Source organism: Bradyrhizobium sp. SHOUNA76 (assembly GCF_023006445.1).
Taxonomy (GTDB): Bacteria; Pseudomonadota; Alphaproteobacteria; order Rhizobiales; family Xanthobacteraceae; genus Bradyrhizobium.
The window spans coordinates 1-26,552 of the sequence record NZ_JALBHA010000039.1; the positions used below are offsets into that span (position 1 = coordinate 1).

General features: G+C 64.8%; 26 protein-coding genes and 1 pseudogene. 10 read left to right on the plus strand and 17 right to left on the minus strand.

The genetic code is table 11. The features are described 5' to 3' along the window. The 4 genes from MOV74_RS08005 to tsaA all read left to right on the plus strand — a co-directional run. On the plus strand, positions 1-855 hold an 855-nt coding region (locus MOV74_RS08005; RefSeq protein WP_246919860.1), incomplete at its 5' end, for a lytic transglycosylase domain-containing protein. A 238-nt stretch (positions 856-1,093) separates the two neighbouring features. Next, positions 1,094-1,834, plus strand: coding sequence for an AzlC family ABC transporter permease (locus MOV74_RS08010; protein WP_246919861.1), 741 nt, complete (start codon positions 1,094-1,096; stop codon positions 1,832-1,834). Next, positions 1,831-2,181, plus strand: coding sequence for an AzlD domain-containing protein (locus tag MOV74_RS08015; protein ID WP_246919862.1), 351 nt, complete (start codon positions 1,831-1,833; stop codon positions 2,179-2,181). The genes MOV74_RS08010 and MOV74_RS08015 overlap by 4 nt, the downstream gene beginning before the upstream one ends. A gap of 32 nt (positions 2,182-2,213) precedes the next feature. Continuing rightward, entirely contained in the window at positions 2,214-2,705 is a 492-nt protein-coding gene (gene tsaA / locus MOV74_RS08020; protein WP_246919863.1) for a tRNA (N6-threonylcarbamoyladenosine(37)-N6)-methyltransferase TrmO, read from the plus strand. Between the two features lie 144 nt (positions 2,706-2,849). Here tsaA and MOV74_RS08025 read toward each other — a convergent pair whose 3' ends face one another. From MOV74_RS08025 to MOV74_RS08040, 4 genes are all read right to left on the minus strand, one after another. Then, the gene (locus MOV74_RS08025) at positions 2,850-3,278 is read right to left on the minus strand and encodes an HIT family protein (protein ID WP_246919864.1); all 429 of its coding nucleotides are present in this window, start codon (positions 3,276-3,278) and stop codon (positions 2,850-2,852) included. Between the two features lie 50 nt (positions 3,279-3,328). After that, the gene (locus MOV74_RS08030) at positions 3,329-4,585 is read right to left on the minus strand and encodes a GNAT family N-acetyltransferase (protein ID WP_246919865.1); all 1,257 of its coding nucleotides are present in this window, start codon (positions 4,583-4,585) and stop codon (positions 3,329-3,331) included. A 200-nt stretch (positions 4,586-4,785) separates the two neighbouring features. Then, positions 4,786-5,532, minus strand: coding sequence for a glycerophosphodiester phosphodiesterase (locus tag MOV74_RS08035; protein ID WP_246919866.1), 747 nt, complete (start codon positions 5,530-5,532; stop codon positions 4,786-4,788). 5 nt (positions 5,533-5,537) lie between these two features. Further along, on the minus strand, positions 5,538-6,005 hold the full coding sequence (locus tag MOV74_RS08040) for a RidA family protein (RefSeq protein ID WP_018321130.1): 468 nt from the start codon (positions 6,003-6,005) through the stop codon (positions 5,538-5,540). Between the two features lie 244 nt (positions 6,006-6,249). Between MOV74_RS08040 and MOV74_RS08045 the strand changes: the two genes are divergently transcribed. Further along, on the plus strand, positions 6,250-7,095 hold the full coding sequence (locus MOV74_RS08045; RefSeq protein ID WP_246919867.1) for a cell envelope integrity EipB family protein: 846 nt from the start codon (positions 6,250-6,252) through the stop codon (positions 7,093-7,095). 255 nt (positions 7,096-7,350) lie between these two features. Next, positions 7,351-7,752 carry a RidA family protein gene (locus MOV74_RS08050; RefSeq protein ID WP_246919868.1) on the plus strand — a complete coding sequence of 134 codons (402 nt, stop codon included), beginning with the start codon at positions 7,351-7,353 and terminating at the stop codon, positions 7,750-7,752. 89 nt (positions 7,753-7,841) lie between these two features. Here MOV74_RS08050 and MOV74_RS08055 read toward each other — a convergent pair whose 3' ends face one another. Further along, positions 7,842-8,243 carry an ACT domain-containing protein gene (locus MOV74_RS08055; protein ID WP_246919871.1) on the minus strand — a complete coding sequence of 134 codons (402 nt, stop codon included), beginning with the start codon at positions 8,241-8,243 and terminating at the stop codon, positions 7,842-7,844. Between the two features lie 193 nt (positions 8,244-8,436). On the opposite strand from MOV74_RS08055, the gene MOV74_RS08060 reads away from it, so the two are divergent. Next, positions 8,437-8,592: a hypothetical protein gene (locus MOV74_RS08060; protein WP_162832276.1), complete on the plus strand. Its 156-nt coding sequence runs from the start codon at positions 8,437-8,439 to the stop codon at positions 8,590-8,592. 16 nt (positions 8,593-8,608) lie between these two features. Here the strand turns inward: MOV74_RS08060 and MOV74_RS08065 are convergent, their stop codons facing one another. Both MOV74_RS08065 and MOV74_RS08070 read right to left on the minus strand, forming a co-directional pair. Then, a complete protein-coding gene (locus tag MOV74_RS08065; RefSeq protein WP_246919873.1) occupies positions 8,609-9,895 on the minus strand; it encodes a DNA polymerase IV in 1,287 nt (428 codons plus the stop codon). Beyond that, positions 9,892-10,203 (minus strand): DUF3572 domain-containing protein, encoded by a 312-nt coding sequence (locus MOV74_RS08070; protein ID WP_246919874.1) that lies wholly within the window; start codon positions 10,201-10,203, stop codon positions 9,892-9,894. Before MOV74_RS08070 ends, MOV74_RS08065 begins: the two co-directional genes overlap by 4 nt. 241 nt (positions 10,204-10,444) lie before the next feature. Between MOV74_RS08070 and MOV74_RS08075 the strand changes: the two genes are divergently transcribed. Both MOV74_RS08075 and MOV74_RS08080 read left to right on the plus strand, forming a co-directional pair. After that, positions 10,445-10,810, plus strand: coding sequence for a response regulator (locus MOV74_RS08075; protein WP_246919875.1), 366 nt, complete (start codon positions 10,445-10,447; stop codon positions 10,808-10,810). Positions 10,811-10,824: 14 nt separating this feature from the next. Beyond that, positions 10,825-12,198: a PleD family two-component system response regulator gene (locus tag MOV74_RS08080; RefSeq protein ID WP_246919876.1), complete on the plus strand. Its 1,374-nt coding sequence runs from the start codon at positions 10,825-10,827 to the stop codon at positions 12,196-12,198. Positions 12,199-12,527: 329 nt separating this feature from the next. Here the strand turns inward: MOV74_RS08080 and MOV74_RS08085 are convergent, their stop codons facing one another. Further along, positions 12,528-13,118: a TetR/AcrR family transcriptional regulator gene (locus MOV74_RS08085; protein ID WP_249797471.1), complete on the minus strand. Its 591-nt coding sequence runs from the start codon at positions 13,116-13,118 to the stop codon at positions 12,528-12,530. Positions 13,119-13,247: 129 nt separating this feature from the next. Here MOV74_RS08085 and MOV74_RS08090 point away from each other — a divergent pair, with 129 nt between their 5' ends. Then, a complete protein-coding gene (locus MOV74_RS08090; protein ID WP_246919878.1) occupies positions 13,248-14,486 on the plus strand; it encodes an MFS transporter in 1,239 nt (412 codons plus the stop codon). A 213-nt stretch (positions 14,487-14,699) separates the two neighbouring features. Here MOV74_RS08090 and MOV74_RS08095 read toward each other — a convergent pair whose 3' ends face one another. From MOV74_RS08095 to topA, 9 genes and pseudogenes are all read right to left on the minus strand, one after another. Then, on the minus strand, positions 14,700-16,634 hold the full coding sequence (locus MOV74_RS08095; RefSeq protein WP_246919879.1) for an AI-2E family transporter: 1,935 nt from the start codon (positions 16,632-16,634) through the stop codon (positions 14,700-14,702). Between the two features lie 307 nt (positions 16,635-16,941). Further along, a complete protein-coding gene (locus tag MOV74_RS08100) occupies positions 16,942-18,234 on the minus strand; it encodes an acyltransferase (protein WP_246919882.1) in 1,293 nt (430 codons plus the stop codon). 231 nt (positions 18,235-18,465) lie between these two features. Continuing rightward, a complete protein-coding gene (locus tag MOV74_RS08105) occupies positions 18,466-18,696 on the minus strand; it encodes a hypothetical protein (RefSeq protein ID WP_246919885.1) in 231 nt (76 codons plus the stop codon). 132 nt (positions 18,697-18,828) lie between these two features. Beyond that, a complete protein-coding gene (rpmG, locus tag MOV74_RS08110; RefSeq protein WP_007603295.1) occupies positions 18,829-18,996 on the minus strand; it encodes a 50S ribosomal protein L33 in 168 nt (55 codons plus the stop codon). Positions 18,997-19,120: 124 nt separating this feature from the next. Beyond that, positions 19,121-20,444, minus strand: a pseudogene (locus tag MOV74_RS08115) (LLM class flavin-dependent oxidoreductase). 266 nt (positions 20,445-20,710) lie between these two features. Then, positions 20,711-21,463, minus strand: a complete 753-nt coding sequence (locus MOV74_RS08120; protein WP_246919888.1) for an NUDIX domain-containing protein — start codon at positions 21,461-21,463, stop codon at positions 20,711-20,713. A 32-nt stretch (positions 21,464-21,495) separates the two neighbouring features. Then, positions 21,496-21,936 (minus strand): DUF983 domain-containing protein, encoded by a 441-nt coding sequence (locus MOV74_RS08125; RefSeq protein ID WP_246919890.1) that lies wholly within the window; start codon positions 21,934-21,936, stop codon positions 21,496-21,498. Beyond that, positions 21,930-24,275, minus strand: coding sequence for a ribonuclease R (gene rnr / locus MOV74_RS08130; protein ID WP_246919893.1), 2,346 nt, complete (start codon positions 24,273-24,275; stop codon positions 21,930-21,932). Before rnr ends, MOV74_RS08125 begins: the two co-directional genes overlap by 7 nt. An 18-nt stretch (positions 24,276-24,293) precedes the next feature. Then, the coding region (gene topA / locus MOV74_RS08135) for a type I DNA topoisomerase (RefSeq protein WP_246919895.1) at positions 24,294-26,552 on the minus strand (2,259 nt) is incomplete at its 5' end.

Genomic DNA, 26,552 nt, shown 5'->3' on the forward strand with positions numbered 1-26,552 from the left:
CCGAAGGCGGAGGAGCCCGCGAAGCCGGCGGAGAAGCCGGCTGACGCGCGCGAGAGCGATACGCGGGAGTCGATCTGCCTGATCGTGGAGGCGGCCGCGCGCGATGCCAATCTTCCGCTGGAATTCTTCGCCCGGGTGATCTGGCAGGAGAGCCGCTTTCAAGCCGATGCGGTGGGCCCCACGACGCGCAGCGGCGAGCACGCACAGGGGATCGCGCAGTTCATGCCGGGCACCGCCAGCGAGCGCGGGCTGCTCAATCCGTTCAATCCGGTGCAGGCATTGCCGAAGTCGGCGGAGTTCTTGAGCGAGCTGCGCAGCCAGTTCGGCAATCTCGGCCTTGCCGCGGCGGCTTACAATGCCGGTCCGCGGCGCGTGCAGGAATGGCTCGCCGGCACCGGGTCGATGCCGGAGCAGACCCGCAACTACGTCTTCGCCATCACCGGCACGAGCGTCGATGCCTGGGCCAAGGCGGGAGCGACCGGCAAGGGCCCGCCGAGTTCGCCGCCGACCAGCTGCCGTGATCTGATGGCGCTGCTCAAACGCGCGCCGAATGCCTTCGTCGCCGAGCTCGAGCAGCATGTGGAGCTTGCGGCCGCAAAGGCATGGGGCGTCCAGCTCGCCGCCGGCTTCGACCGCAACAGGGCGCTGGCGATGTACTCCCGCGCCGTGACGCGGCTCAGCACGGTGATTGGCGAGCGCGATCCGAGCCTGCTGTCATCCGTGATGCGCAGCCGCGGCACGCGCGCGTTCTACCAGGTACGCATCGGCGCCGACACGCGCGGCGAAGCGGATGATCTCTGCAACCGCATCCGCAAGGCCGGTGGTGCCTGCTTCGTGCTGAGGAACAGGGCGTGAGTGGGTAGGGCGTCGCCTACACGCGCCGTCATTTCGGGGCGCGCCCCCTTGGGCGCCAGCCCGGAATCCATACACACGATCGTGGTTATGGATTCCGGGGTTCGCCGCCTGCGCGGCGCCCCGGAATGACGGCCTGTGATTGGGGCGGCCTGCATGCCAGCCCCGCCGCCCGCTTCCTTGACGTGTGCCGCGACATCCCCCGTTATGCGGGCACGATTCCTCACCGGCCAAACCTCCCGTGGCGCTTCCTCCGCTCGATTCTCCTCAATGGCAAAGTCCCTGGCTTGCCTTCGGCTGGGGGCTGCGCTCGATCACGCAGACGATCCTCACCATCGTGCTGTTCGTGACCTATCTCGGCATCGGCGCACTCGCCCATGACTCCCATTTCAGCCTGGCCTGGGCGCTCTGCTCGACGCTGTTCGTCTGGGCGGGGCCGGCGCAGATCATCCTGATCACCACGCTCGGCTCCGGCGCCACCATCATTCAGTCGGCGATTGCAGTCACGGTCAGCGCGATCCGTCTGTTTCCGATGGTGGTCTCGGTGCTGCCGCTGATGCGCACGCCGACGACCAAGCGGCGCGAGCTGATCTTTGCCGCGCACCTCACCGCGGTGACGCTGTGGGTCGAATGCCACCGCTTCCTGCCGCAAGTGCCGCGTGAGCGGCGGATCGCCTTCGTTCACGGGCTCGGCTGTGGCCTCGTCTCGGTGTGCCTCGTCGCCAACGCGGTCGGCTATTTCCTCGCCGCCAATCTGACGCAGACGCTTGGAGCGGCGATCCTGCTGCTGACGCCGCTGTCCTTCCTGTTCTCGACCGCGCGCAACAGCCGCGAGGTCGCCGATGTCGTCGCGCTCGTGCTCGGCATATTGCTGTATCCGCTGGCCGCGAAGATGAACTCCGGCGTCGATATCCTGGTCAGTGGGGTGGTGGCCGGCACGATCGCCTATGGCGTGCATTGGTGGCGACAGGTGCGCGCATGAGCTTTGCGCAGGCGATCGGCGACTGGCATGCGCTGGCGGTGCTGTTCGTCGCCGGCGTCTTTCCCAACCAGATATGGCGCATGCTGGGCCTGTGGTTCGGCGGCGGCATCGACGAAGGCTCCGAACTACTTGTCTGGGTGCGGGCGGTTGCGACCGCGATCCTCGCCGGCGTCATCGCGCAGATCGTGGTTGAGCCGCCGGGCGCGCTCGCCAGCGTGCCGGATGTGCTGCGCTACGGCGCGGTGGCGGCCGGCCTCGTCGCCTTCCTGCTGGCCCGTCGCTCGATCTTTGCGGGCGTGGTCACCGGCGAAGTCTTCATGCTGGCCGGCAAGTGGTGGTTGGGCTAAAACCGCCGGCGAACAGCTAAGGAACAGGAAATATGGTTCGCGAACAGGAGCTCCGCGAGGGCGAGGTCGCCATCGAGCTGCCGCCGACGCAAGATGCCGGCCTCGTCTTCATCGGCCGTATCCGCACGCCCTGGGCGTCGCGGCTGGAGACGCCGCGGCAGGGACGTCAGGATGGTCCGGTGTGCCGCCTCGAGATCTTCGAGCCGTTCGTACCGGCGATCAAAGGCGTCGATTTCTACAGCAATCTCGAAGTGCTCTACTGGCTTGACCAGTCGCGCCGCGACATCATCCTGCAAAGCCCGAAGAACAACGAGAAAACCCGCGGCACCTTTTCGCTGCGCTCGCCGGTCCGGCCCAATCCGATCGGTACCTCGATCGTGAAGCTGGTCGGGATCGAGGGCAATGCGATCCTGGTGCGCGGGCTCGACTGCCTCGACAATACGCCGCTGATCGACATCAAGCCGGATCGTTGCGAGTTCACGCCTCTGGCCGCGCCGCAGAAGGGCGATTTCGAGACGGAGTGAGGGCGCTCTCGCCGCCGTCATTGCGAGCGAAGCGAACCAATCCAGACTGTTTCCTCAGAGACAGTCTGGATTGCTTCGTCGCATCGGCGCAAAATTGCTTCGCAATTTTGTCGCGGGCTCCTCGCAATGACGGAGTGTGCGGCGCTAGCCTGCCTTCAGCGCCGCGATCAGCTTCGCCGCGTGCTCTTCCAGCACCTTGGCGTCTTCCTTGCGGCTGGCGGGCGGCAACATCGCCACGCCGTCGTGGCGCGGCATCACGTGCATGTGCAGGTGAAACACCACCTGTCCGCCGGCGGGCTCGTTGAATTGCTGCACGGTGATGCCGTCGGCGTTGAACGCCTTCATCGCGGCGGCTGCGATCTTGTGCGCGCCACGGGCGACATGGGCGTAGTCGTCGGGCTTGATGTCGAGGATGTTGCGGGCAGGGGCCTTCGGGATCACCAATGTATGGCCAGGCACGCGCGGCATGATGTCGAGGAACGCGAAGACGTGCTCGTCCTCGTACACCTTGGAGCAAGGCAGCTCGCCGCGCAGGATCTTTGCGAAGATGTTGTTGGTGTCGTAGGCGGTCATACGGCGGCTCCTCGAATTTTGCGCTTACTGTCACCAGCCACGGCAAACCGTCAAGGCGCCTCGTCGACGCCTTTGCGGAACGGGCCGAGCTCGGCAAGCTCCCGTCCGGCTTCCGCGACATAGGCGCGCTCGCGTTTGAGATAATCGTCGATGGCGCGGCGCAGACCGGGATCGGCGATGAAGTGGGCGGAATGGGTGGTGCGCGGCAGGTAGCCGCGCGCGATCTTGTGCTCACCTTGCGCGCCGGCCTCGACATGCTTCAGGCCGCGGTTGATCGCGAAATCGATCGCCTGATAGTAGCAGACCTCGAAATGCAGGAAGGGATGATGCTCGACCGCGCCCCAGTTGCGACCGAACAGCGTGTCCGAGCCGATGAAGTTGATCGCGCCTGCGATCCAGCGATCGTTGCGGCGGGCCATCACCAGCAGCACGTCCTGGCTCATGGTCTCGCCGATCAGCGAGAAGAACTCGCGCGTCAGATAAGGGCGGCCCCATTTGCGCGAGCCGGTCTCCATGTAGAACATGAAGAAAGCATCCCAGGCGTCCTCAGTGATATCCTTGCCCGTGAGCCAGTGGATGGTGATCCCGGCGGCGAGCGCATCGCGCCGCTCGCGCTTGATCGATTTGCGGTGGCGCGAGTTCAGCGTCGCCAGGAAATCGTCGAAGCTCGCAAAGCCCTCATTGTGCCAGTGGAACTGCTGATCGGTGCGCTGAAGGAAGCCGTGCTCGCCGAGCAGCTTCCACTCGGCCTCCTGCGCGAACGTGACATGGACGGAGGAGGCCTTGCTGACGCCGCACAGCGCCACCAGCCCACTCGCCAGCGCCTCCATGATGCGTTCGCGATCGACGCCGTCGCGGACCAGCAGCCGCGGCCCGGTTGCCGGGGTGAAGGGAACCGAGACCTGGAGCTTCGGATAGTAGCGCCCGCCGGCGCGCTCATAGGCGTCCGCCCAGCCGCGGTCGAAGACGTACTCGCCTTGGGAATGCGATTTCAGATAGCAGGGCACGACGCCGGCGACGCGGCCATCGAGCTTGGCCACGAGGTGCCGCGAGCCCCAGCCGGTGCGGATGGTCGCCGAACCCGATGTCTCGACGGCAGAGAGAAATGCGTGCGAGACGAATGGGTTATAAGCAGGTTCTAAGAGGCCGAGGGAATCGCCTGGAAGTCCGGATGAGGCTCCCGGCCCATGTCCGTTGCAGGCCTTTTCGTGAGTGGCCTTGCCGGGGTTGGCGCAGGCGTCCCAATCCTCCGGTGACACGTTGCCAATCGAAGGTACGGCCTCGAGCGTGATTTCAGGTGATGCCATCCCGCCCAAGATCGTGCATTGCAGCAGCGACTTCAAGGGGGCGGGACGTGGCTCGATCGTGCCCCGGACGCAGCGCAGCGCTCCTTCAGCGGTGCGCTGCAGAGCCGGGGCCCATGTGGCAGCACGCTTGCGGAGAGATGGGTCCAGGCTCTGCGCAGCAACGCTGTAGCGTTGCAGCGCGTCCGGGACACGAGCGAGGATTACGGCACAAACCCTTCAAAAATCATCTGGTCCGCATGCTGCCCGACCCGCGTCCGCTGCTCGGGTGTGCGGACGGTCCAGCCGAGCAGGGCGCAGCCGAATAGGTTGCGGGCGATCCAGGGGGCGGGGGCCGGGAGGTCGTCGACCCGAAAAGCGACGAAGTGGGGCTGGGTCTGAAAGCCGTGGCGCAGGTACAGCATGCTGTCGCGCTGCTCCTGGCTCAGCTTGGCCCAGTAGTCGTCCTCATAGGTCCGCTGCGCGACGATGCCGCGCGGACGGGAGGGCAACAGCTCGCGCAGCGCCAGCACCTGGTCGGGATCGAAGGACATGCCGACGGCTGGCCCGTCGTAGGATTCCAGCACCTCCGCCATCCGCTTCACCAGCTTGCGGTCGCCGCCGAAATGGCTCTTCACCTCGATCACCAGCGGGACGCGGCCGGCGACGAGCGCGCAGAGGTCGCTGAGCGACATCATCTGCTCAGGCGTGTCCTTGAACTTGATCGCCTTCAACTCCGCCGCGGTCCTTTCGACCACCTCGCCGGTCGCCTCGGTGAGGCGGCCAAGCGCGTGGTCGTGATGCACCATGGCCTCGCCATCGGCGGAGAGCTGGATATCGACCTCGATCGAGAAATTGCCCGCGATCGCAGCTTGCACTGCGCCCGGCATGTTTTCGACAATGCCGCGCGAAATGTCGTGCAGGCCGCGATGGGCGACCGGCCGGGCTGTCAGCCAATCCGGAGCGCGCATGCGCGTCAGGCGACCTCGAACACGCCGTCGACCTCGACCGCCGCATCGGCAGGCAGCGAGGCGACGCCGACCGTGGTACGGGCATGGCGGCCCTTGTCACCGAAGGCGGCGACCATCAGGTCCGAGGCGCCGTTCAGGACCTTCGGCCCGTCCAGGAAGTCCGGCGCCGAGTTGATGAAGCCGCCGAGGCGGACCACGCGCACGACCTTGTCGAGGTCGCCCAGCGCCGCCTTGACCTGGGCCAGCAGGTTCACCGCGCAGCCGCGCGCCGCCGCAGCGCCGTCCTCGATGGAGACGCCGGCGCCCAGCTTGCCCTTGGCGATCAGCTTGCCGGCGGGGTCGAAGCAGACCTGGCCGGAGACGAACAACAGATTACCGGTGCGCACGAACGGGACGTAATTGGCGACGGGAGTGGGAGCCTCGTGCAGCTTGATGCCCTGTTCCGCCAGCTTCTGCTCGACCGTGCCCGCCATGTCCGACCTCGTTGTCCAGAAATCATTCGCCCCGGCGCGTCCGCAGGCGGCCGGGCGCGCCCTGTTTCGCCCATCGGGCCGCCACATGCAAGCAACCGGAAGGGGCTGCATTTGTTGAGGCCTAGCAGCAGGTTCAACGCAAGGGCCGCAACTTTACGTGAAACGGCCTCAGTTGCGACGCAATGGAACGGTCATTAAAATGTCGAATCTGCGCTTCCCAAGGACGCATCCCCAAGGAATAGACATGGTGCACCTTTTCCGGACTTCGCTCGGTGTGATGGCGCTCGCGGCGGCCGCTTTCGGTCCCGGCGGCGGGGCACAGGCCGCCAACGGTCCGTTTCTGGCGCATCAAGCGCTCTATGACCTCAGCCTGGTGAAATCGCGCTCCAACTCCGTCAACAGCGCGCGTGGCCGTATCCTCTACAACTTCACCGGAAGCTCGTGCGAGGGCTACACCTCCGAATTCCGCCAGGTCTCCGAGCTCGACAGCGGCGAGGGCAAGGTCACGCTCAGCGACCTCCGCTCCAATTCCTGGGAGGACGCTGCGGGCAAAAGCTACCGCTTCAAGATCGAGACGCGCATGAACGAGGCGGATGCCGGCCGGGTCGACGGCTCGGCCGAGCGTGACGGCGACCACATCAACGTCAAGCTGAAGCTGCCGGCCCCGAAGAGCTTCACGCTCGACGGCAAGATCGTGTTCCCGACCGAGCAGATCCAGCGCATCATCGCGGCCGCCAGGGACGGCAAGTCGCTGCTCGAGCTCTCCGTCTATGACGGCTCTGACGACGGCCAGAAGGTCTACAACACGCTGACCGTGATCGGCCAGCCGATCCCCGCCGACCGCGCCACCTCCGCCGATCCGTCGACCGCGGACGAGCACATGAAGTCGCTCAAGCGCTGGCCCGTCACCGTCAGCTATTTCGACCGCGAGGCCCAGCGGAAGGAAGGCGAGCAGACGCCGGTCTACGCGATGGCGTTCGAGCTCTACGAAAATGGCGTCTCGCGCCAGCTCGTGCTCGATTACAACGACTTTGTCATTTCCGGCGCGATGGGCAAGTTCGACGTCAAGGACAGCAAGCCCTGCAATTGAGGGCGTTTGCAGCCCACGCGACGCTCCATTCCATCACCGTCACCCTGAGGTGGCCGCTTCTTCAGCGGCCCTCGAAGGGCGACGGCCCGGCTGCACCGGGGCCGTGCATCCTTCGAGGCTCACCACGCGCCGCTTTGCGTCGCGTGGTGAGCACCTCAGGATGACGGGGCATGAGGGGTGCTCGTCGCCGCATCTAGCTCTCAGCGCGCTCTCCAGCTACGCTCCCGCCCAAGCAAAAACCCAAGGGAGCCAGCCATGCCCAAGCTCGATCATCTCCGCCCCAGCGGCCTGCATCACAACCCCGCTTACTCCCACGTCGTAACAGCGACCGGCGCGCGGACTATCTACATCTCCGGCCAGGTGTCGGTGGACGAGGAGGGGCGGATCGTCGGCGAGGGCGATATTGCCGCGCAGACGACGCAGGTGATGCAGAATCTCGGGCACGCGCTGAAGGCGGCGGGGGCGAGCTATTCCAACATCGTCAAGATCACGACCTTCGTCGTGAACTACAAGCCGGAGCTGCGCCCCATCATCGGCAAGGCTCGCTCCGCCTTCTTCGAAGGCATGGAGCCGCCGGCCTCTACGCTCGTCGGCGTCTCCGCACTCGCCGCGCCGGAATGGATGATCGAGATCGAGGCGGTGGCCGTCGCGGATTGAGTGACCGTAGGATGGGTAGAGCACTTGCGAAACCCATCGCACCTGTTGCGCGGAAAGAGCTTGATGGGTTTCGCTTCGCTCTACCCATCCTACGTTGCTTTGGACATCTCCCGCAGGAGAGCCAGCGCCTCGTCGGCCAGGTCGGCAGGCACGAAGAGATGATCGTGGTGGAAGGCCGAGACGGCGTTCACGCTGATGCCGGCTTCGGCCAGACGCGCCGTGATGGCGGCCAGGAAGCCCACCGCATCGAGCGCGGAGCGAACCGTCAGAGTGATCAGGCGCGATGGAAATTCATGGCGCAGTCCGGCACGTTCGGCCTCCTCGTGCATTAGCACCAGCGTCGTACCTTCGCGTTCGCGGAATGTCAGCATCGGACTGATCGTGGCTGGAAGGTTCACGCCCGGCGCAAGCGTGCAAAACACGAAAGTGCCGTTCATCATCTCCGGCTTCATATCTTTCAGCAGCGCGTCGAGATCGCGTTCGCCTGTCACGGTGCGAGCCTCCGGACGAGGAGAAGCGCCTTCGCGAAGCTGTCGGCGCCGGCGGCTGTGGAAACCACGTCCAACATACCTTTGTATATCTCCTCCAATCCTTCTCATACGCCGAGCTTACGCTGGTACAATTGAGCGACGGCGGGAGATTCTTACAATTTGAGTCCACTCGGGTCACTGCGAGGAAGCTCAAATGAACGTGGTCATTCGAAAGCTCAACGGCCTGTGGCACCTCATCGTCGGATCTTGTCAGATCCGTACTCCGTTCCTGGAGACACAGGATCGGCAGCTGGTGGTTCAGTATGCCCGGCGCGTCTATCCGGGGGCGCGGATATTCGAACGCGACTGAGTTGAGCAGGGCTCGATCACTCCTGCGCCTTCGGCCGCTCATAGGCAATGCCGCGGATCACGGCGGCGCTGCCGAACTTCTTGCGCAGGCTGTCCACCGCGCGCTCGGCGTGGGCGGCGCGGCGGTCGAGCATGTCGGTGTCGTCGATCGCCGATCCCTCGCGCAGCGCGCTGACGCCGGCGCCCATCAGGCGGAAGGCGGTGCCGTCGATTTCCTTGGCCAGCATCTCGCGGCAGATCGAGAAGATCTTCGCGGCGAGCTGCGTCGGCGCGGCGATGGACTGCGAGCGGGTGCGCTGGCGAAAATCGGCGGTCTTCAGCTTCAGCGTCACGGTCGAGCCGGCGAGCTCGCTGCTCTTGAGGCGCGACGACGTCTTTTCGCACAGCCGCCACAAGATCTTCTCCAGCGCCGCGAAATCGCGGATGTCGGTCTCGAAGGTGGTTTCGCTGGAAATCGTCTTGGCGCCCCGATCAGGCTCGACGCGGCGGTCGTCGATGCCGCGTGCGAGCCGCCACAGCCGGCGGCCATCGCTCGGAAATTGCCGCATCATCTCGATCTCGTCGGCCTTCTGCAGGTCGGCGATGATGCGAAAGCCGCGCTGCACGAGCCGCTCCTGCGTGGCGGGGCCGACGCCGAAGATGAAGCCAACCGGCTTGTCCGCGAGCATCGCGCGCGCTTCCTCCTGGTCGAGCGCGGCAAAGCCGCGCGGCTTGTCGAGGTCGGACGCGATCTTGGCCAAAAACTTGTTGCGGGACAGGCCGACGGAGACGGAGATGCCGATGTCGCGCTCGACGTCGCGGGCAAAGCGCGCCAGCACCTTGGCCGGGATCATGCCGTGCACCCGTTCGGTGCCGGAGAGATCGAGGAAAGCCTCGTCGATCGAGAGCGGCTCGACCAGCGGCGTCAGGGCCTGCATGGCCTGGCGCACCTCGCGGCCGACGCGAACATACTTCGCCATGTCGGGCGGGATCACGGTCGCATGCGGGCAGGCTTCGAGTGCCTTGAACATCGGCATGGCGGAGCGCACGCCATAGGTGCGGGCGATGTAGCAGGCAGCCGACACCACGCCGCGCTTGCCGCCGCCGATGATGACGGGCTTGTCGGCAATATCGGGGTTATCCCGCTTCTCGACGGTCGCGTAGAAAGCGTCGCAGTCGATATGCGCGATGTTCAGCGTCGACAGCGCCCGGTGGCGGACGAGGCGAGGGGAACCACAGGCCGAGCAGCGCCGCACGCCCATGTCCAGATCGACCAGACAATCCCGGCAGAAGCAGCGGGGCCCGGCCGGGTCGGAGCTGGTCACGGCACGTCGCGCTCCCAGGAGGGGTCGCCGAGCGCGTCGCCGAGGACCTGCCGCGCTGCGGCAACGTTGGTCGGGTGCAGTTCCGCGGAGCTGGCAAAGGCCTTCACAGTGGCGTCATCACGCAGCACGAAATCGAGCACGCTGAGCAGGAAATTGGGATCCGTGGCAGCATTACGCAGGGTCTCTGGACCGACCCCTGTCTCAGCCAGGAACAGGCCCAGCCGCTCGGGCTCGCTCGCGACGAAGGACAGTGCCTGAATCGCAATGATTTCAGCGACTTCGCGGGGGTTGTGAACAGGCTTTTTCAAGGGGACGGTTTGCCTTTCCGTTAACTTTCGGTCTCTAATTTGGAATCATCATGCCCGAGTCTCGTCCGTGAGTCTTCCGACCCCAGGCAAGCAACTGGAAACCACATCGCAGAAAGTCGACCCTCGGGTTTAACGAAACTCAAGCGAATCTGAGGCTAGTTTGAATCCAGTTTTCGAAACGCCGGAAAGCGGCGTCTGAGGCGTCACATGTACCGGTCTGCGGACCCATCAGGAGGGCGGGATGGCTAAGACCGTCCTGATCGTGGAAGACAACGAGCTCAACATGAAGCTCTTCCGCGACCTGTTGGAGGCGCATGGCTATCAGACCTCCGGCACCAGCAACGGCTACGAGGCGCTCGACCTCGTTCGCAAGACGCGGCCCGACCTCGTGCTGATGGATATCCAATTGCCGCAGGTCTCCGGCCTCGAGGTGACGCGCTGGATCAAGGACGATCCGGAGCTGCGCGCCATTCCCGTCGTCGCGGTCACGGCGTTCGCGATGAAGGGCGACGAAGAGCGCATCCGCGAGGGCGGCTGCGAGGCTTATTTGTCCAAGCCGATCTCGGTCGGCAAATTCATCGAGACGGTCCGGCGTTTTATCGGATAGGAAGTGAGTTCACAGTGTCCGCGCGTATCCTGGTTGTCGATGACGTTCCTGCCAACGTCAAACTCCTCGAAGCCCGCCTGTCCGCCGAATATTTCGACGTGATGACCGCCTCGAACGGCACCGAGGCGCTGGCGATCAGCCGCCGCGCCGAATGCGACATCATCCTGCTCGACGTGATGATGCCTGACATGGACGGTTTCGAAGTTTGCCGCCGCCTCAAGACGGATCCGGCGACGCACCACATTCCCGTCGTCATGGTGACGGCGCTCGACAGCCCGGCCGACCGCAATCGCGGGCTGGAGGCTGGCGCCGATGATTTCCTGACCAAACCCGTCTCCGATGTCGTGCTGATCGCGCGCGTGCGCTCGCTGACGCGGCTGAAGATGATGACGGACGAACTGCGCATGCGCGCCATCACCTCGCTCGAGATCGGCATGCAGGCGCCCGAGCGCAGCGCCGTGGCCGACACCGGCAAGGGCGGCCGCATCCTGCTGGTCGACGACCGTCAGTCCTCCTACGAGCGGCTGGCGACGATCCTTGCCGCCGAGCACACCATCGACGTCGAGCCGAACCCGACGGAGGCGCTGTTCCACGCTGCCGAGGGCAGTTACGACCTGCTGATCGTCTCGCTCGACCTCAACAATTTCGACGGCCTCAGGCTCTGCAGCCAGGCGCGCTCGCTGGAGCGGACGCGGCACGTGCCGATCCTGGCGATCGCCGACCCCGAGAACTCGACGCGGCTGCTCCGCGGCCTCGAGATCGGCGTCAACGACTACCTGCTGCGTCCCATCGACAAGATCGAGCTGTTGGCGCGCGCCCGCACCCAGATCCGCCGCCGCCGCTACACCGATCATTTGCGCGACAACGTGCAGAACTCGATCGAGATGGCGATCACCGATGCGCTCACCGGCCTGCACAATCGCCGCTACATGGAGAGCCATCTGGCGACGCTCGCCGAGCAGGCCGCGACCCGCGGCAAGCCGCTGGCGCTGATGATCCTGGACATCGACTTCTTCAAGTCGATCAACGACAATTTCGGCCACGACGCCGGCGACGACGTGCTGCGCGAGTTCGCGGTGCGGGTCCGCAAGTCGATCCGCGGCATTGATCTGGCCTGCCGCTACGGCGGCGAGGAGTTCGTCATCGTGATGCCCGAGACCGATCTCCACGTCGCCGGCATGGTCGCCGAGCGCCTGCGCCGCTCGATCGCAGGAGAGCCGTTCGCGATCCACAAGGGTGCCAAGCGCATCGAGGTCACGATCTCGATCGGCCTGACCACGCTGGAGCAGAAGGGCGAGGCGGTAGGCGACGTGCTCAAGCGTGCCGACACCGCGCTCTATCGCGCCAAGCACGACGGCCGCAATCGCGTCGTGTCGCAGGCGGCGTAAGGGCGCCCCCGCGAATTCGCGAAAACAACCCCATGCACAGTAGCCGGCGCTAGTCGGATCAATGGGTTATGCGAGTTCGAAAACCGCTGACGGGGTGATCGGGCCGGTTTGACGCGTCGGGCAAAACAGAAGCATTGGCAGGACCTGGGCGTGAGATGAATGTCTCGCCACATTCTCCGTCGTCGTCCCCGCGCAGGCGGGGACCCATAACCCCAGGGAGAAGTTTGCCGCGCGAGCTGGCAACTACGAGTCTTCGTCAAATTGCTTTCTGTGGTTATGGATCCAGGATCTGCGCTTCGCTTCGCTGCGCTTGTCCGGGATGACGGTGATCATTGTGGCGCGGGCTTGCGTCCCTTTGCCATCACATCCACCCCCGCATTCCGCAACAAGACCTTCGCCGCTTCCTTCGCGGCACGCGCCATCGCCGGATCGTCGCGCACCAGGTCCTGCGCAATGGAGCCGTCGACCAAGAGCACCAACTGCGTTGCGAGCGCCTCCGCGTCCCGCACACCGAGCTCGGTCAGGCGGTCGCGAAACCAGAGGCGGCGGCTTTCCTTGAAGGCCACCGCGATCTTCTTCACGGCGCGGTCGGCAGGACCAAGCTCGGCGACCGCGTTCACGAACGGGCAGCCGCGAAAATCCCTGGCCGCAAAGCGCCGCTCCAGCGAATCGAAGGTGGCGAGGATCTGCTCGGCCGGCGGCTTGTCCGAAGGGGACGCGTGCACGAAGCGGCGCTGCAGATAAGCTGCGATCAGCGCGTCCTTGGAGGGGAAGTGGTTGTAGAGCGTGCGTTTGGAGATGCCGATCTCGGCCGCGATGGTGTCGACGCCGATCGCGCGAATGCCTTGCAGATAGAACAGCTTGTCGGCGGTCTGAAGGATCCGCTCTTTCATCGTCTGTGGGGCGGGCGGAGGAGCCATGCGGTAGCGCGCGTCCAGTTCGCTTGACAGCACCAGCCATCCATAGCCTAAGTAAACAGGTCTGTGTAACCAAAATCAACGGCAAAAGCGGACGACGGCAATTGCGCCGTGCCCAAAAGGGAGAAGAAAATGCCCCTGCTGCAGGTCCTGCGTCCAACATTGCCCATCCTGATCGGCGCCTCGATCATGCTGACGCTGAGCATGGGGCTGCGGCAGAGCCTCGGCATCTTCATGCAGCCGCTGACGCACGACATTCACCTTTCGATTTCGGACTTCACACTGGCGCTGGCGGTGCAGAACCTCGCCTGGGGCTTTCTCCAGCCGCTCGCCGGCGCGATGACGGTGCGCTACGGCTTCCGTCCGATCATGATCGTGGGATCGCTGATGTACATCGTCGGCCTCGTTCTGATGGCGACCGCGAACGGGCTGGTCAGCATCATGATCGGCGCCGGCGTGCTGATCGGAACGTCGCTGGCCTGCACGGCGGCCGCGATCGCGATGTCGGTGGCGGCGCGCGCTGTCCCTGCAACGGTGCGCTCCACCGTGCTCGGCATCGTCTCCGGCGCGGGCTCGCTCGGCGCGCTGCTGTCGGCGCCGATCGGACAGATGCTCAACGAGGGTTTTGGCTGGCGCATCGGCCTTGCCGGTTTCGTCGTCATGTCGGTGCTGATGATTCCCGCGGCCTGGTATGCCGGCCGTGTCGATCAGGTCCCGCTGCCCAAGCCCGCCGCCGACGACATTGGCGATGCTACCGCCGCGTCGGTGACCAGGGCGGCGTTCGGGAACGCCTCCTTCGTGGTCATGACGTGCGCCTATCTCGTCTGCGGCATGCAGCTGGTGTTCCTCACCACGCATCTGCCGTCGTATCTGGCGATCTGCGGCCTCGATCCGATGCTGAGCGCGCAGACGCTCGGCATGATCGGCGGCTTCAACGTGCTGGGCTCGCTGTTCTTCGGCTGGGCCGGCGAGCGCTGGAACAAGCTGGCGCTTCTGGGCGGCATCTACATCCTGCGCTCGCTGGCGCTCGCCTGGTACTTCATGCTGCCGGCAACGCCGTTCTCGACGCTGCTGTTCGGCGCCATCATGGGCTTCCTCTGGATGGGCGTCGGCCCGCTGGTCGCAGGCGCCGTCGCCGAGATGTTCGGCCTGCGCTGGCAGGCGATGATCCAGGGCCTCGCCTTCATGAGCCACCAGATCGGCAGCTTCCTCGGTGCCTACGGAGGCGGGGTGCTCTACGACGCGCTCGGCTCCTACACCATGGCCTGGCGCATCGGCGTGGCGCTGGGCTTGGCAGGGGGCATCGTGCAGGTCGCGTTCGCGCTCGTCAGGCCGTCGCAGCCGCCGGCGCCGGTGTTGCGGACGGCGTAGTATGGAGGGGCTGAGCGGCCCGTGGATTGTGCTCTGCAGAGGCTGAATTTGAAGCGCGTCCGGTTGTGGCGGGCGCAAGAGAACGACCTTTGCAGCCCAGCAGCGTCCAGGGACGCTTCATGATTTAGCTCGCAGTGATGACCCTGGCATTCTTGGTTCAGCGTACGGGGCTATAGAGCGACGAGAAACGCTTCCAAAGTTGCGATGGAGATGTCATGCCGCAGCAATTGTGGTTCCATCCTGCCCGGGGGCTTCACGCTGCTGTTCCGTTACCCCCGTCGCATCGATGCACAGCCTGACGGCCTCGCCGATGCTCGTTGCAACGAGATCAGCCTTGGCGCCTTCCCGCAGCGATTCCAGGGCAGCCGGGTCAACGTCTTTGACCCAGCAGCCCAGGATGATGGTTGCCTTCGGCAGTTTCCGTCTCAGACGCCGCATGGAGTACCGCATGTGTGCCGCAGCGTGGGCATCCAGATAGACCAGGCAGACCATCGCAACGCCCGTCGTATCCAGACGAAAGACATTGGTCGTGGAAAGCGATGCCGCGCCTTCGACCCGCGCGGCGAGCCCGTGCTCGGTCGAAAGCTGGGCCAGCATGATCGCGGCCGCCTCATCGATCAGCGTGCGTCCGGCCACGCAGAGGACGGGGTGTTCGCCCTGCCAGTCCGGCGGGAGAGTCTCTTTGCGGAGGTAAGGCAGGTGTTCGTTGGCCGCATTCTCCGCAATGCCTTCAACCGCGGATGAGGCTTCAACATCTTTGGTTGAATTGCTCTTCGCGGGGGGCCGGTCGTCCTGTTCGGCAAGATCCGCTGCAAATTCGCTGACGGCGTCTCGAATCTTCGTGAGCCGTTCCTGGTCGAGCGCATTGCGCTCCGCGTCGGCTTGCGCCATCTGCAAACCCTTCAGCGCAACCTCGTCATAATACGAAGCCAGCGAGCGCTCTTTCAAAAATTCCTCTGCCTTTTCGGCCGCTTCGGTCGGATCTCCCGCCAGCATCCGCTGATAGAAGATTTCCGGAGGAGAAAGCGCTGGCCGGTCTCCAAACATGACGTCGAGGAATTCCAATCGCTCCACATGCCGCCCGAGCACCACGAGGCAAATCGTGAGGGGGGTCGCAAGGACAAGGCCGATCGGTCCCCAAAGCGCGGTCCAGAACGTTGCCGATGCGACGACGGCAACGGGTGAAAGCCCCGTGCTGCGCCCGTAAACCATCGGCTCGACGACATGGCCTACGATCGGTTCAACGACAAGAAAGAGGGCGAGAGTCCAAAGCAGCATCGACCAGCCGGGATCGATGGCAACTGCGAGTGCCAGCGGAAATGCGGCGGCGATAACGGCGCCGACATAGGGAACGAAACGAAGCGCAGCCGCGAGGATGCCCCAGAGGATCGCGCTGGGAATTCCGATGACCCAGAGGCCGGTGCCGATCACCACGCCGAATGCACCGTTCAGGAGGAGCTGGGTCAGAAACAGCTTGCTGAGGCGGCTCGCTGCATCGTCCAATGCGGCGGTGGTGCGCTGCAGATCCGAGGAGCCCGCCAGCCGAATGAAGCGGTTACGAAGATCCTCGCGTTGAATGAGGATGAAGATGACGAAAATGATGATGATGCCGGTGGTCGCGAGCGGATGAATGAGCGGAGAGATCAGGGTTCGCAGACTCTCCAGCGCGCCGGGATCGGGCTGGCGCACTTCGACCGGTACCGGTGGCGCCGAGGCATTTGAGCCAGCGACCATGCCGGTCCGGGGCGGGGGCGGGGCATCCTTCGGTCTATCAAGCTCCTTGCTGAGATCCTTCAGCATGTCGGAAGCACGCTCCAGCGTGCCCCTGCCGGCCTTGGTGTCCCGGAATGCCTGGATCTTGTCGCTGATCGTGGATTGATATCTGGGCAGGTCCCCAGCGAGTTGCGTCAGTTGGGTGGCGAGAAGGCTTCCGATCGCGAAGATCAGCATGAACGCGACGACAACCACGCTCACGACTGCCAATCCCCGCGGGACATGGATTCGTTGCAATATTCCGACCAGCGGCGCCAGTACAAAGCTGAGGAGTATGGCCAGCGCAACGGGCACGAAGATATCTCGACCGAAATAGAGCATCGAGATGATGATGACGGTCAGAACCGCGGTTGCTACTGCACCCAGCAGCGCCATTAGTTCTTCAGGGGTGCGGGGTTTGAAGGGCTGTCGCGTTACAGGCCTCATGCTGTCCCTGTCCCGTCGTCCGCTGAGCGTTTACCGAATTCAGCTGCGGGAGTGCAGGACGACACTGCATCGGACAGCCGCTCAGGGCACTGGTCCACGCGGTCTTCATGAGCGGCGGCTGTGCTGCGGCCTCGCCATCGCATGCCAACCGTTCCCCCCTGAAAAGGTTCCTGTCAGCCGGGACTGATGGATGCTGACCAGCGGTTGGAGTGTGGCCTGGGCCGCCGCTGACTTGGAGCGTCGGCGTCAACCGCGCCTAGGACATCGCGACGTTCACCTTGACCGGGACAGGCCGTGGCAGGCGCAGCCCCCGCGCCAGTGCCGGGCGGCGCAACGCCGGCCGACCCTCTGGCAGCCTGCCGTAATATGCGAGGGCTTGCATCAACGCGGACCTGACGGCCGGCTCGATCTTGGTGCAGATCACCCAGCAGACCAAGACAAGCAGGCCGAGCGCGATCCAAAGGGCCGAGGTGGCATCGAGGCCGGCATCGACCAGGGCACGAATGATCGCAGCGCCGATGACGTTGTGCGTGAGATAGAGCGGATAGGTGATCAGTCCGAGCGTTCTCAAATAGGCGGGTGATTCAGGAGCAGGGATGCCGGCCGAACGCCTGCTGCGGATTGCGGCCAGGGCAATGAGCAGCACTGCGGCCGCCCAGACCATGACCGGCACGAGGGCCGATTGATCCGCGATGGCGGGCACCGACGTCAAAAGGAAAGAGGCAAAGAAGTAAATCTCGGCGGCGCCTGAAAGGCATGTGACGGCGACGGCGACCTGCTCGAGCGCGGTCAGCCGCCTGTTCGCCGAAATGAACAGCCAGATCCCGAGCGCGAAGAAGCAGCCGTGCGTCAAGAGGAATGCCGCGCAGGGCACCCGGAACATCAACATGATGAGATAGGGCAGGTCGGACGGCGTAGTGCACGACAGCACCACCAGTGCGACCGCATTGAAGATCGCGCTGTAGATGGTGAGGCCGAAGGCCAGGTGCCGCAGCGTGATCTTCCTCGTGAGCATCGCGCAAAATACCAGCCCATAGAACGCCGTCTCGGCGGCCAGCGTCCAATAGACCTCGTCCAGCCACTGGCCGGTGACGCCCTTGGGCACCATCAGCATGGCGTGGAGGTAGGGGACGATGACGTCCGTAGCGGGGCCACTGCCGGACAGCAGCAGAACGAGAAGGGTCGCAGTAGCGCACACCCACACCGCTGGATAGAGCCTGAGCGCGCGGCCGAGCAGAAACGCACCCGGCGAAGATGTGCTCGCGGAATTGGCGATGACGAAGCCGGAGATCACGAAGAAGATTTCGACGCCGACCCAGCCGAACCACGTGAAGGCCGCGGCGGAGGGGTAGATCACGTCAGCGGCGACGGTGCGCTCGAAGCCGGGGACGCCGATCGAGGTCCAGGCCCAGGACCAGAACATCTGATGGAAAATCGCAACGCCGAGAGCTGCCGCGAAGCGGAGCGGATCCAGCAGGGGCAAATGGCTCTTCACGGCAATCGACCAGGTCCATGCAACGATGCCGGTGGAGATAATGAAGCCGGTCACGGCGCTCCGCGACGTGGGTCACACTTGGCTTGCCGCTATCCGCATGCGCCAATGGTGGGCGGTTATTGCGCAAGATAGCCGCGGCGTGGTCGGCGATGGGGGGATCAATTCGCAACCATGACGGAGAAAAGTCCAGCGCATCAGCTTCGGCCTCATGCCCGGCCGCAGCTAACGTGACTGGCGATGCGCTGCAGAACAGGGTCCGCTCAGGGTCGTTATGTCTGCGTCCGCTCACACGCGGGATCTGGCAAGACGGACAGCAGCCTTGGCTCCTGCCGCTCCGCCGACGCCAAAACACAGCAGGGCTCCCAGGAATACGAGGAGGGTCCAATCGCTGTGAATGTCGCCCTGGACGTGACCGAGAAATGAGATCCCGATCCACAGAGCTGCGAATCCAAGCAGGGATGCTCCAAACGCGAAGCCCACCAAGCCGGAAAGCAGAACAACTAACGAGGTTTTCATCCGACGATCCCTCGGTCGATTTGAGCGACCGATGATAGCCGCAGCAGTCACCTCCGTCCGTGCCCGGACCGACGCCAAAAGAAAACGGGGCCCGAAAGGGCCCCGCAAAACTCTTCAACGCTTGCCGCGATCTTACTTGATCTTGGCTTCGCGGAATTCGACGTGCTTGCGCGCGACCGGATCGTACTTCTTCTTGACCAGCTTGTCGGTCATGGTGCGCGAATTCTTCTTGGCGACGTAGTAGAAGCCGGTGTCGGCCGAGGACACGAGCTTGACCTTGATGGTGACCGCTTTGGCCATGTTCTGAACCTCAGAAATGAAGGGAATCTGGAGCCGGCCAAACGGCCCGCGTTGGCCGGCAACCTAGCCAGAAACCGCCTGATGTCAAGGTTTTACACCCCAAAAACCACCCAAAACGGGCCCATTAGGCCTCAAAGAACCGGTTTTTCGGCCGTGGCAGGCCCAGATTTTCCCTCAAAGTGGCCCCTTCATACTCCTTGCGGAAAATCCCGCGGCGCTGCAGCTCCGGGACGACCTTGTCGACGAAATCGTCGAGGCCGGCGGGCAGGAACGGGAACATGATGTTGAAGCCGTCGGAGCCGCGCCCGACCAGCCATTCCTCCATCTGGTCGGCGATGGTTTTGGCGGTGCCGACGAAGGACAGCCCACCATAGCCGCCGACGCGCTGGGCGAGCTGGCGCACCGTCAGCTTGTCGCGCCTGGCGAGGTCGACCATGCGCTGGCGGCCGCTCTTGCTGGCATTGGTTTCCGGAATCTCCGGCAATTGGCCATCCGGATCGAAGCCCGATGCGTCGGTGCCGAGGATGACGGAGAGCGAGGCGATGGCGCTGTCGTAGTGCACGCGGCTGTCGAGCAAAGCGCGCTTCTCCTTGGCCTCATCGACGCTGTCGCCGACCACCACGAAGGCGCCGGGCAGGATCTTGAGGTGCTCGGGATCGCGGCCGATCTTTTCCATGCGGCCCTTGATGTCGGCATAGAGTTTTTGCCCGTCGGCGAGGCTGCCGCCGCCGGTGAAGACGGCTTCCGCCGTCTCGGCCGCGAGCTGCTTGCCGTCTTCCGACGCGCCGGCCTGCACGATCACGGGCCAGCCCTGCACGGGGCGGGCGATGTTGAGGGGGCCGCGCACCTTCATATTTGCCGTTGTGGTCGAGCGTGTGCATCTTCTGGGGATCGACGAACAGCCCGCTTTCGACGTCGCGCACGAAAGCGTCGTCGGCGAAGGAATCCCACAGGCCGGTGACGACGTCGTAGAACTCGCGGGCGCGCTTGTAGCGCTCGGCGTGCTCCATGTGATCGTCGAGGCCGAAATTCAGCGCCGCGTCCGGGTTCGAGGTGGTGACGATGTTCCAGCCGGCGCGGCCGCCGCTGAGATGGTCGAGGGACGCAAAGCGGCGCGCGACGTGATAGGGCTCGTCGAACGTGGTTGATCCCGTCGCGATCAGCCCGATCCGCTCGGTGACCGCGGAGAGCGCCGACAGCAGCGTGAACGGCTCGAACGAGGTCACGGTGTGGCTGCGCTTGAGCGCATTGACCGGCATGTTCAACACGGCGAGGTGATCGGCCATGAAGAAGGCGTCGAACTTGCCGGCCTCGAGCTTCTGGATCAGCGTCTTGATGTGACCGAAATTGAAATTGGCGTCAGGCCAGGCCCCGGGATAGCGCCAGGCGCCGGTGTGGATGCTGATCGGGCGCATGAACGCGCCAAGCTTGAGTTGCCGTTGTGCCATCGCCCGGTGTCCTTCTTCATTGTCGTTCGGAAAGACATAGGCACGCGGCGGAACTCCGCCATTGGCGGCAGCGGGAAGAATTTTTTGTTTTTTGCAGCTCTCTCAGCACGTCATTCCGGGGCGCGCCGCTTGGCGCGAACTAGGGTGCGCGATTGCGCACCTGAGAATCGATCGGGCCGCGGAGACGATGGATGAATGGATTCCGGGCTCGCGCTACGCGCGCCCCGGAATGACGAGAGGAGAGAGGCGCGCCCCGTAATACAGCCTCAGCCCAAAATATCCTTCTGCATCTTGCCGCCGTAGAAATGGAAGAACGGCACCGACGCATCGTGGCGGAGCGGGCCGGTGGCAAGGCGGGTGTCGAGTTCGTTGAGCACGTTGCGCGTCATCGGATGCAGATCGGCCAGCGGCTTCGAGCCGAGTTCGACCCAGACCAGCTCGACCAGCTCGGCATCGGCGTGGATGACGCCGTCGACGCGGTGGGTGATCGCGGAAGCATCCGCGGTGAAGAAGCGCGTGTCGAAGCGCTTGACGCGGCCGGGCAAAGTGATCGCGCGGGCGATCAGGAACAGGCCTGACGGATCGGGCAGGAGGCCTGCATCGGCGAACGGCTTCCAGGGACCGTCGAGCTTCGGCGTCTTGCCCTCGGACTTGCGGCCGAGGCAGAGACCAGTCTCCTCGCAGGCCTCGCGGATCGCGGCGATGGCGAGCGACTTCGCGCGCGAGGCCGGCGTCTTCGGGCTGCCCTTGGCGAGATTGGCTTCGAGCTCGGCCGTGATCGGCGCCGCACAGGGCACGCGATAGTCGGCCTTGTCGACGCGCCCGCCCGGGAAGACGAACTTGCCGGGCATGAACACCACCTTGTCGTGGCGTTTGCCGACCAGCACTTTCGGAATGGCGCCGCTGCGATCGACCAGGATCAGGGTCGCCGCATCCCTCGGGCGAAAATAGGGATGATGGTCGGCTTCCTTTTCCTCGTGAACCTTGGCCTTCTCCGCAACTTGCGTCGTATCCGTCATGTCCTCACCCAGACCGTTCCTGCCTATTTTGCTTATACAGGCGGAATACCATCCGGCGGGTTCTCGTCAAACCCGTGCATGCGCAGAGCCCATTGCAGGCCGACCACAGCTCCCTTGACGGGCTGCAGCAGCGCGAGCGAGGCGACGAAGGTGAAGGGCAAATAGGCCGCGAAGCTGATCCAGACCGGCGTGGTGTAATTGGTCTCGATCCACAAAACGGCCGGCACCACGATGTGGCCGACGATGACGATGACGAGATAGGCGGGCAGGTCATCGGCGCGATGCGGCGTGAAATCGAGGTCGCATTTGGCGCAATTGTCTGCCGTCTTCAGGAAGGCGCGGAACAGCTTTCCCTGGCCACAGCGCGGGCAGCGGCCGCGAAAGCCGCGCTTCATTGCCGTCCAGAGATCGCGCTTCTCGACGAGACCCGTCTCCCGCGTCCAGATTTTTGGGGCCGTGCTCATCGTCACCATGCTTTGCCCTTTTTGCCCTTGGCTTTTCCCTTGTTCTTCTTCCCCTTGCCGGATTTCTGCTTCGCCGGCTTGCGTTTCTTATCCGGGCTGCGTCCGGGATGCGCCTTGAAGGAGGGGCGGCGTTGCGGGCCGGATGGCCTGCGGCCACGCGGCGCGCTATCACTGGCCGACGACAGCAGCTCGAAGCGCAGCGCGCCCGCGATCGGGGCAGCTTCGATCAGGCGGACGTCGACGACGTCGCCGAGCTGATACATGGTGCCGCTGCGGGTGCCGACGAGTGCGTGCCGGCCCTCGTCATAGTTGAAATATTCCGTGCCGAGGGATCGGATCGGGATCAGACCGTCGGCGCCGGTGTCGGCAAGCTTGACGAACAGGCCGGCGCGCGTGACGCCGGAGACGCGGCCCTGGAAGCTTGCGCCGATGCGGTCGGCGAGGTGATGGGCGATCAGGCGGTCGACGGTCTCGCGCTCCGCCTTCATCGCGCGCCGCTCGGTCACCGAGATGTGGGCCGCGACCTCGCTCAGGGTTTCCGGCGTCTCGCTGTCGGGCAGGGCGCCTTCGCCAAGGCCGAGCGCGCGGACCAGCGCGCGGTGCACCACGAGATCGGCATAGCGGCGGATCGGCGAGGTGAAATGCGCGTAGCGGCGCAGGTTCAGGCCGAAATGACCGTAATTCTCGGAAGAGTATTCGGCCTGTGCCTGGGCGCGCAGCACCACCTCGCTCACCAGCGGGTAATAGTCATGGCCTTCGAGCTGGGCCAGCACGCGGTTGAACGTGGTGGGACGCAGCGCGCCCGCTTTGGCGAAGGGGACGTCCAGCGTCTCCAGGAATTCTGCGAGCGCGTGCACCTTCTCCAGCGTCGGCTCGTCATGCACGCGGTAGATCAGCGGCAGCGACTTCTTCTCCAGCATCTCGGCCGCGGCGACGTTGGCGAGGATCATGAATTCCTCGATCAGCTTGTGCGCGTCAAGCCGTTCAGGCACGACGACGCGATCGACCGTGCCGTCGCTCTTCAGGAGGATCTTGCGTTCGGGCAGATCGAGATTGAGCGGATCGCGCTCGTCGCGTGCACGCTTGGCGCAGGCATAGGCGGCATAGAGCGGCCGCAGGATCGGATCGAGCAGGGGACCGGTGGTGTCGTCCGGCCGTCCGTCGATCGCCGCCTGCGCCTGCGCGTAGCTCAGTTTTGCCGCCGAGCGCATCAGGATGCGGTGGAAGCTGTGTGAGCGCTTGCGGCCGTCGGGGCCGAGCACCATCCGCACCGCGAGCGCGCCGCGCGGCTCGCCAGGCACCAGCGAGCAGAGATTGTTGGAAATGCGCTCGGGCAGCATCGGCACGACGCGGTCGGGGAAGTAAACCGAGTTGCCGCGGTCGAGCGCGTCGCGGTCGAGCGCGGTGCTAGGCCGGACGTAGTAGCTGACATCGGCGATGGCGACGTTGACGATGAAGCCGCCTTTGTTGTTCGGATCAGGATCTGGCTCGGCATGCACCGCGTCGTCATGGTCCTTCGCATCCGGCGGATCGATGGTGACGAGCGGCACGTCGCGCCAGTCCTCGCGCCCCTTCAGGTTCGCGGGCTCGGCCGCTTCCGCCTCGCGCTCGGCGGCAGGGGAGAATTGCAGCGGGATGTCGTGCGCGTAGATCGCGATCAGGCTGATCGCCTTCTCCGACTTGACCGAGCCGAGCTTTTCTTTCACCCGGCCGGACGCAAGCCCAAAGCTGCGCGTGCGGACGATGTCGACGCTGACGAGGTCGCCATCCTGCGCGCCGTGCGTATCGGCTGCCGCAATGTTCAGTTCGCGGTCGGCAGCCTTCTTGTCGACGGGCACGAGCCGGCCGCCGCCTTCGGGAAGGCTGCGGAACACGCCGAGGATACGGCTCTTGGTCTTGTCGAAGACCTTGATGACGTGGCCGAGATAGGCCGGGCCTTCGGCCTCGTTGCTCGGCTCGACGCGCAGCAGCACGCGGTCGCGAACACCGGCGACGGTGCCCGGCTTTGGCCGGCGCGGCATCTGGATGCGGATCTTCGGCGGCTCGCCGCTTTCGACCTCGTCCCATTCGGTGGGCGAGGCGATCAATTCGCCGTCGGAGTCGCGCCCGGTAATGTCGGCGACCAGCGTCGGCGGCAGCGTGTCCGGCTCGGACACCTTGTGACGTTTTTTCTTGATGGCCCCGTCGTCGGCGAGCTCGCGCAGCATGCGCTTGAGCTCGACGCGATCGGCGTTCTTCAGGCCGAACTCGCGCGCAATTTCGCGGGTCCCGACCTTTCCTGGATTTGCCTTGATGAAGGCGACGATGGCTTGCCTGTCGGGAAAGCCATGGTCATTCTTGCGTTTCACTTAACCTCTAATTCTGACTTAAGTCTTGCCGGCACTCTTCTTGGCCGGAGCCTTGCCGGCGGCGGCCTTGGTCGGCGACGTCTTGGCTGTCGACGACAATGCGGCGCGCGCCTTGCTGGTGGATTCGGTTTTCGATTTGGCCGCGGCTTTCTTCGCGGTCGGCTTCTTCGGCTTTGGCGCGGCGTCCTCGCCGTCCGTAGCTTTCTCTGTAGCTTTCTTGGCCTTGGCCGGCTTTGCCGCCTTCTTGGCCGTCTTAGAGTTCTTGGCCTTGCCGCCGCCCTTGGCTGCGCGCTCGTCGATCAGCGCGATCGCCTGCGGCAGCGTGACGGTGTCCTTTTCGAACTCGGCGGGGATCGTCGCGTTGACGCCGCCGGCGGTGACATAGGCGCCGTAGCGGCCGCTCTTCACGGTGACGGTGCCGAGTGTCGGATGATCGCCGATCGCCTTGCCGGGATCGGCGCCGAAGCGGCGGCTCGGGCCCTTGGCGACCTTCTCCGCGATCAGCGTCACCGCGCGATTGAGGCCGATGTCGAATACCTCATCGCCGGCTTCCAGGCTGGCATAGGTCTTCTCGTGCTTCACGAACGGCCCGAAGCGGCCGAGGCCGGCGGTGATGGGCTGGCCGGTTTCGGGATGTTTTCCAATTTCGCGCGGCAGCGAGAGCAGCTTCAGCGCGAGCTCGAGCTCGACATCGCCGGGGGAGGTGCCCTTCGGGATGCCTGCGCGCTTCGGCTTCTCGCCTTCCTCATAATCCTTCTGCTCGCCGAGCTGGATATAGGGGCCGAACCGGCCGGCCTTGACCCAGACATCGCGGCCCGTATCGGGGTCCTGGCCGAGCGAACGGTCAGCAGTCGCCTCGCCATCGGCGGCGAGCTGGCGGGTGTAGCGGCATTCCGGATAGTTCGAGCAGCCGACGAAGGCGCCGAACTTGCCGGCCTTCAGATTGAGACGGCCATTGCCGCAGCTGGGGCACTGCCTGATGTCACCCCCATCGGGCCGCGGCGGATAGATATGCTGTCCGAGCATCTCGTCCAGCACGTCGAGCACCTGCGCCACACGCAGGTCCTTGATCTCGTCGACGGCGCCGATGAAGCCGGTCCAGAAATCCTTCAGCACCTGCTGCCAGGAGATCTCATTGTTGGAGATGCGGTCGAGCTGCTCTTCCAGATTGGCGGTGAAATCGTATTCGACGTAGCGGCTGAAGAAGCTCTCGAGGAACGCGACCACGACGCGGCCCTTGTCCTCGCCATGCAGGCGCTTCTTCTCCAGCTTGACGTAGCCGCGGTCCTTCAGCACCTGGAGGATCGAGGCATAGGTCGAGGGCCGGCCGATGCCGAGCTCTTCCATGCGCTTGACCAGCGAGGCCTCGGAGAAGCGCGGCGGCGGCTCGGTGAAGTGCTGGGTGACGGACAGGCCCTGCCGCTTGAGCGCGTCGTTCGGGCTCATAGCGGGCAGGCGGCGCGAATCCTCGTCTTCCTCGTCGTCACGGCCTTCCTGGTAGAGCGCGAGGAAGCCGTCGAACTTGACGACCTGGCCTGTGGCGCGCAGCTCCAGCGTGCGGGAGCCTGCCTTCGCCGTGATGTCGACGGTCGTGCGCTCCAGCTCGGCCGATTCCATCTGGCTCGCGATGGTGCGCTTCCAGATCAGCTCATAGAGACGCGCCTGATCGGCATCGAGCTTGCGGCTCATGCTGTCGGGGCGGCGGGACATGTCGGTCGGGCGGATCGCTTCGTGCGCTTCCTGCGCGTTCTTGGCCTTGGTCTGGTACTGACGGGGGGCATCCGGCACATAGGCGTTGCCGTAATCCTCGCCGATCACCTTGCGCGCCTGCGTGATCGCCTCGGGGGCGATCTGCACGCCGTCGGTACGCATATAAGTAATGAGTCCGGTGGTCTCGCCGCCGATGTCGATGCCTTCATAGAGGCGCTGGGCGATGCGCATCGTGTGCGCCGGCGCAAAGCCGTATTTGCGGCTGGCTTCCTGCTGCAACGTCGAGGTGGTGAACGGCGCCTGCGGATTGCGCCGCGCGGGCTTGGCGTCGACCGCGGTGACGGCGTAGGCCGCCGTCTCCAGCGCCTTCTTGAAATCCTCGGCTTCCGCGCCGGTGCCGATGTCGAGACGCTGGATCTTCTTGCCGTCGGCGCCGACGAGGCGGGCCTCGAACGCATCGCCGCGCGGGGTCAGCAGGGTCGCGATCAGCGACCAATATTCACGCGCGACGAACTTCTCGATCTCGAGCTCGCGGTCGCAGACGAGGCGCAGCGCCACCGACTGCAC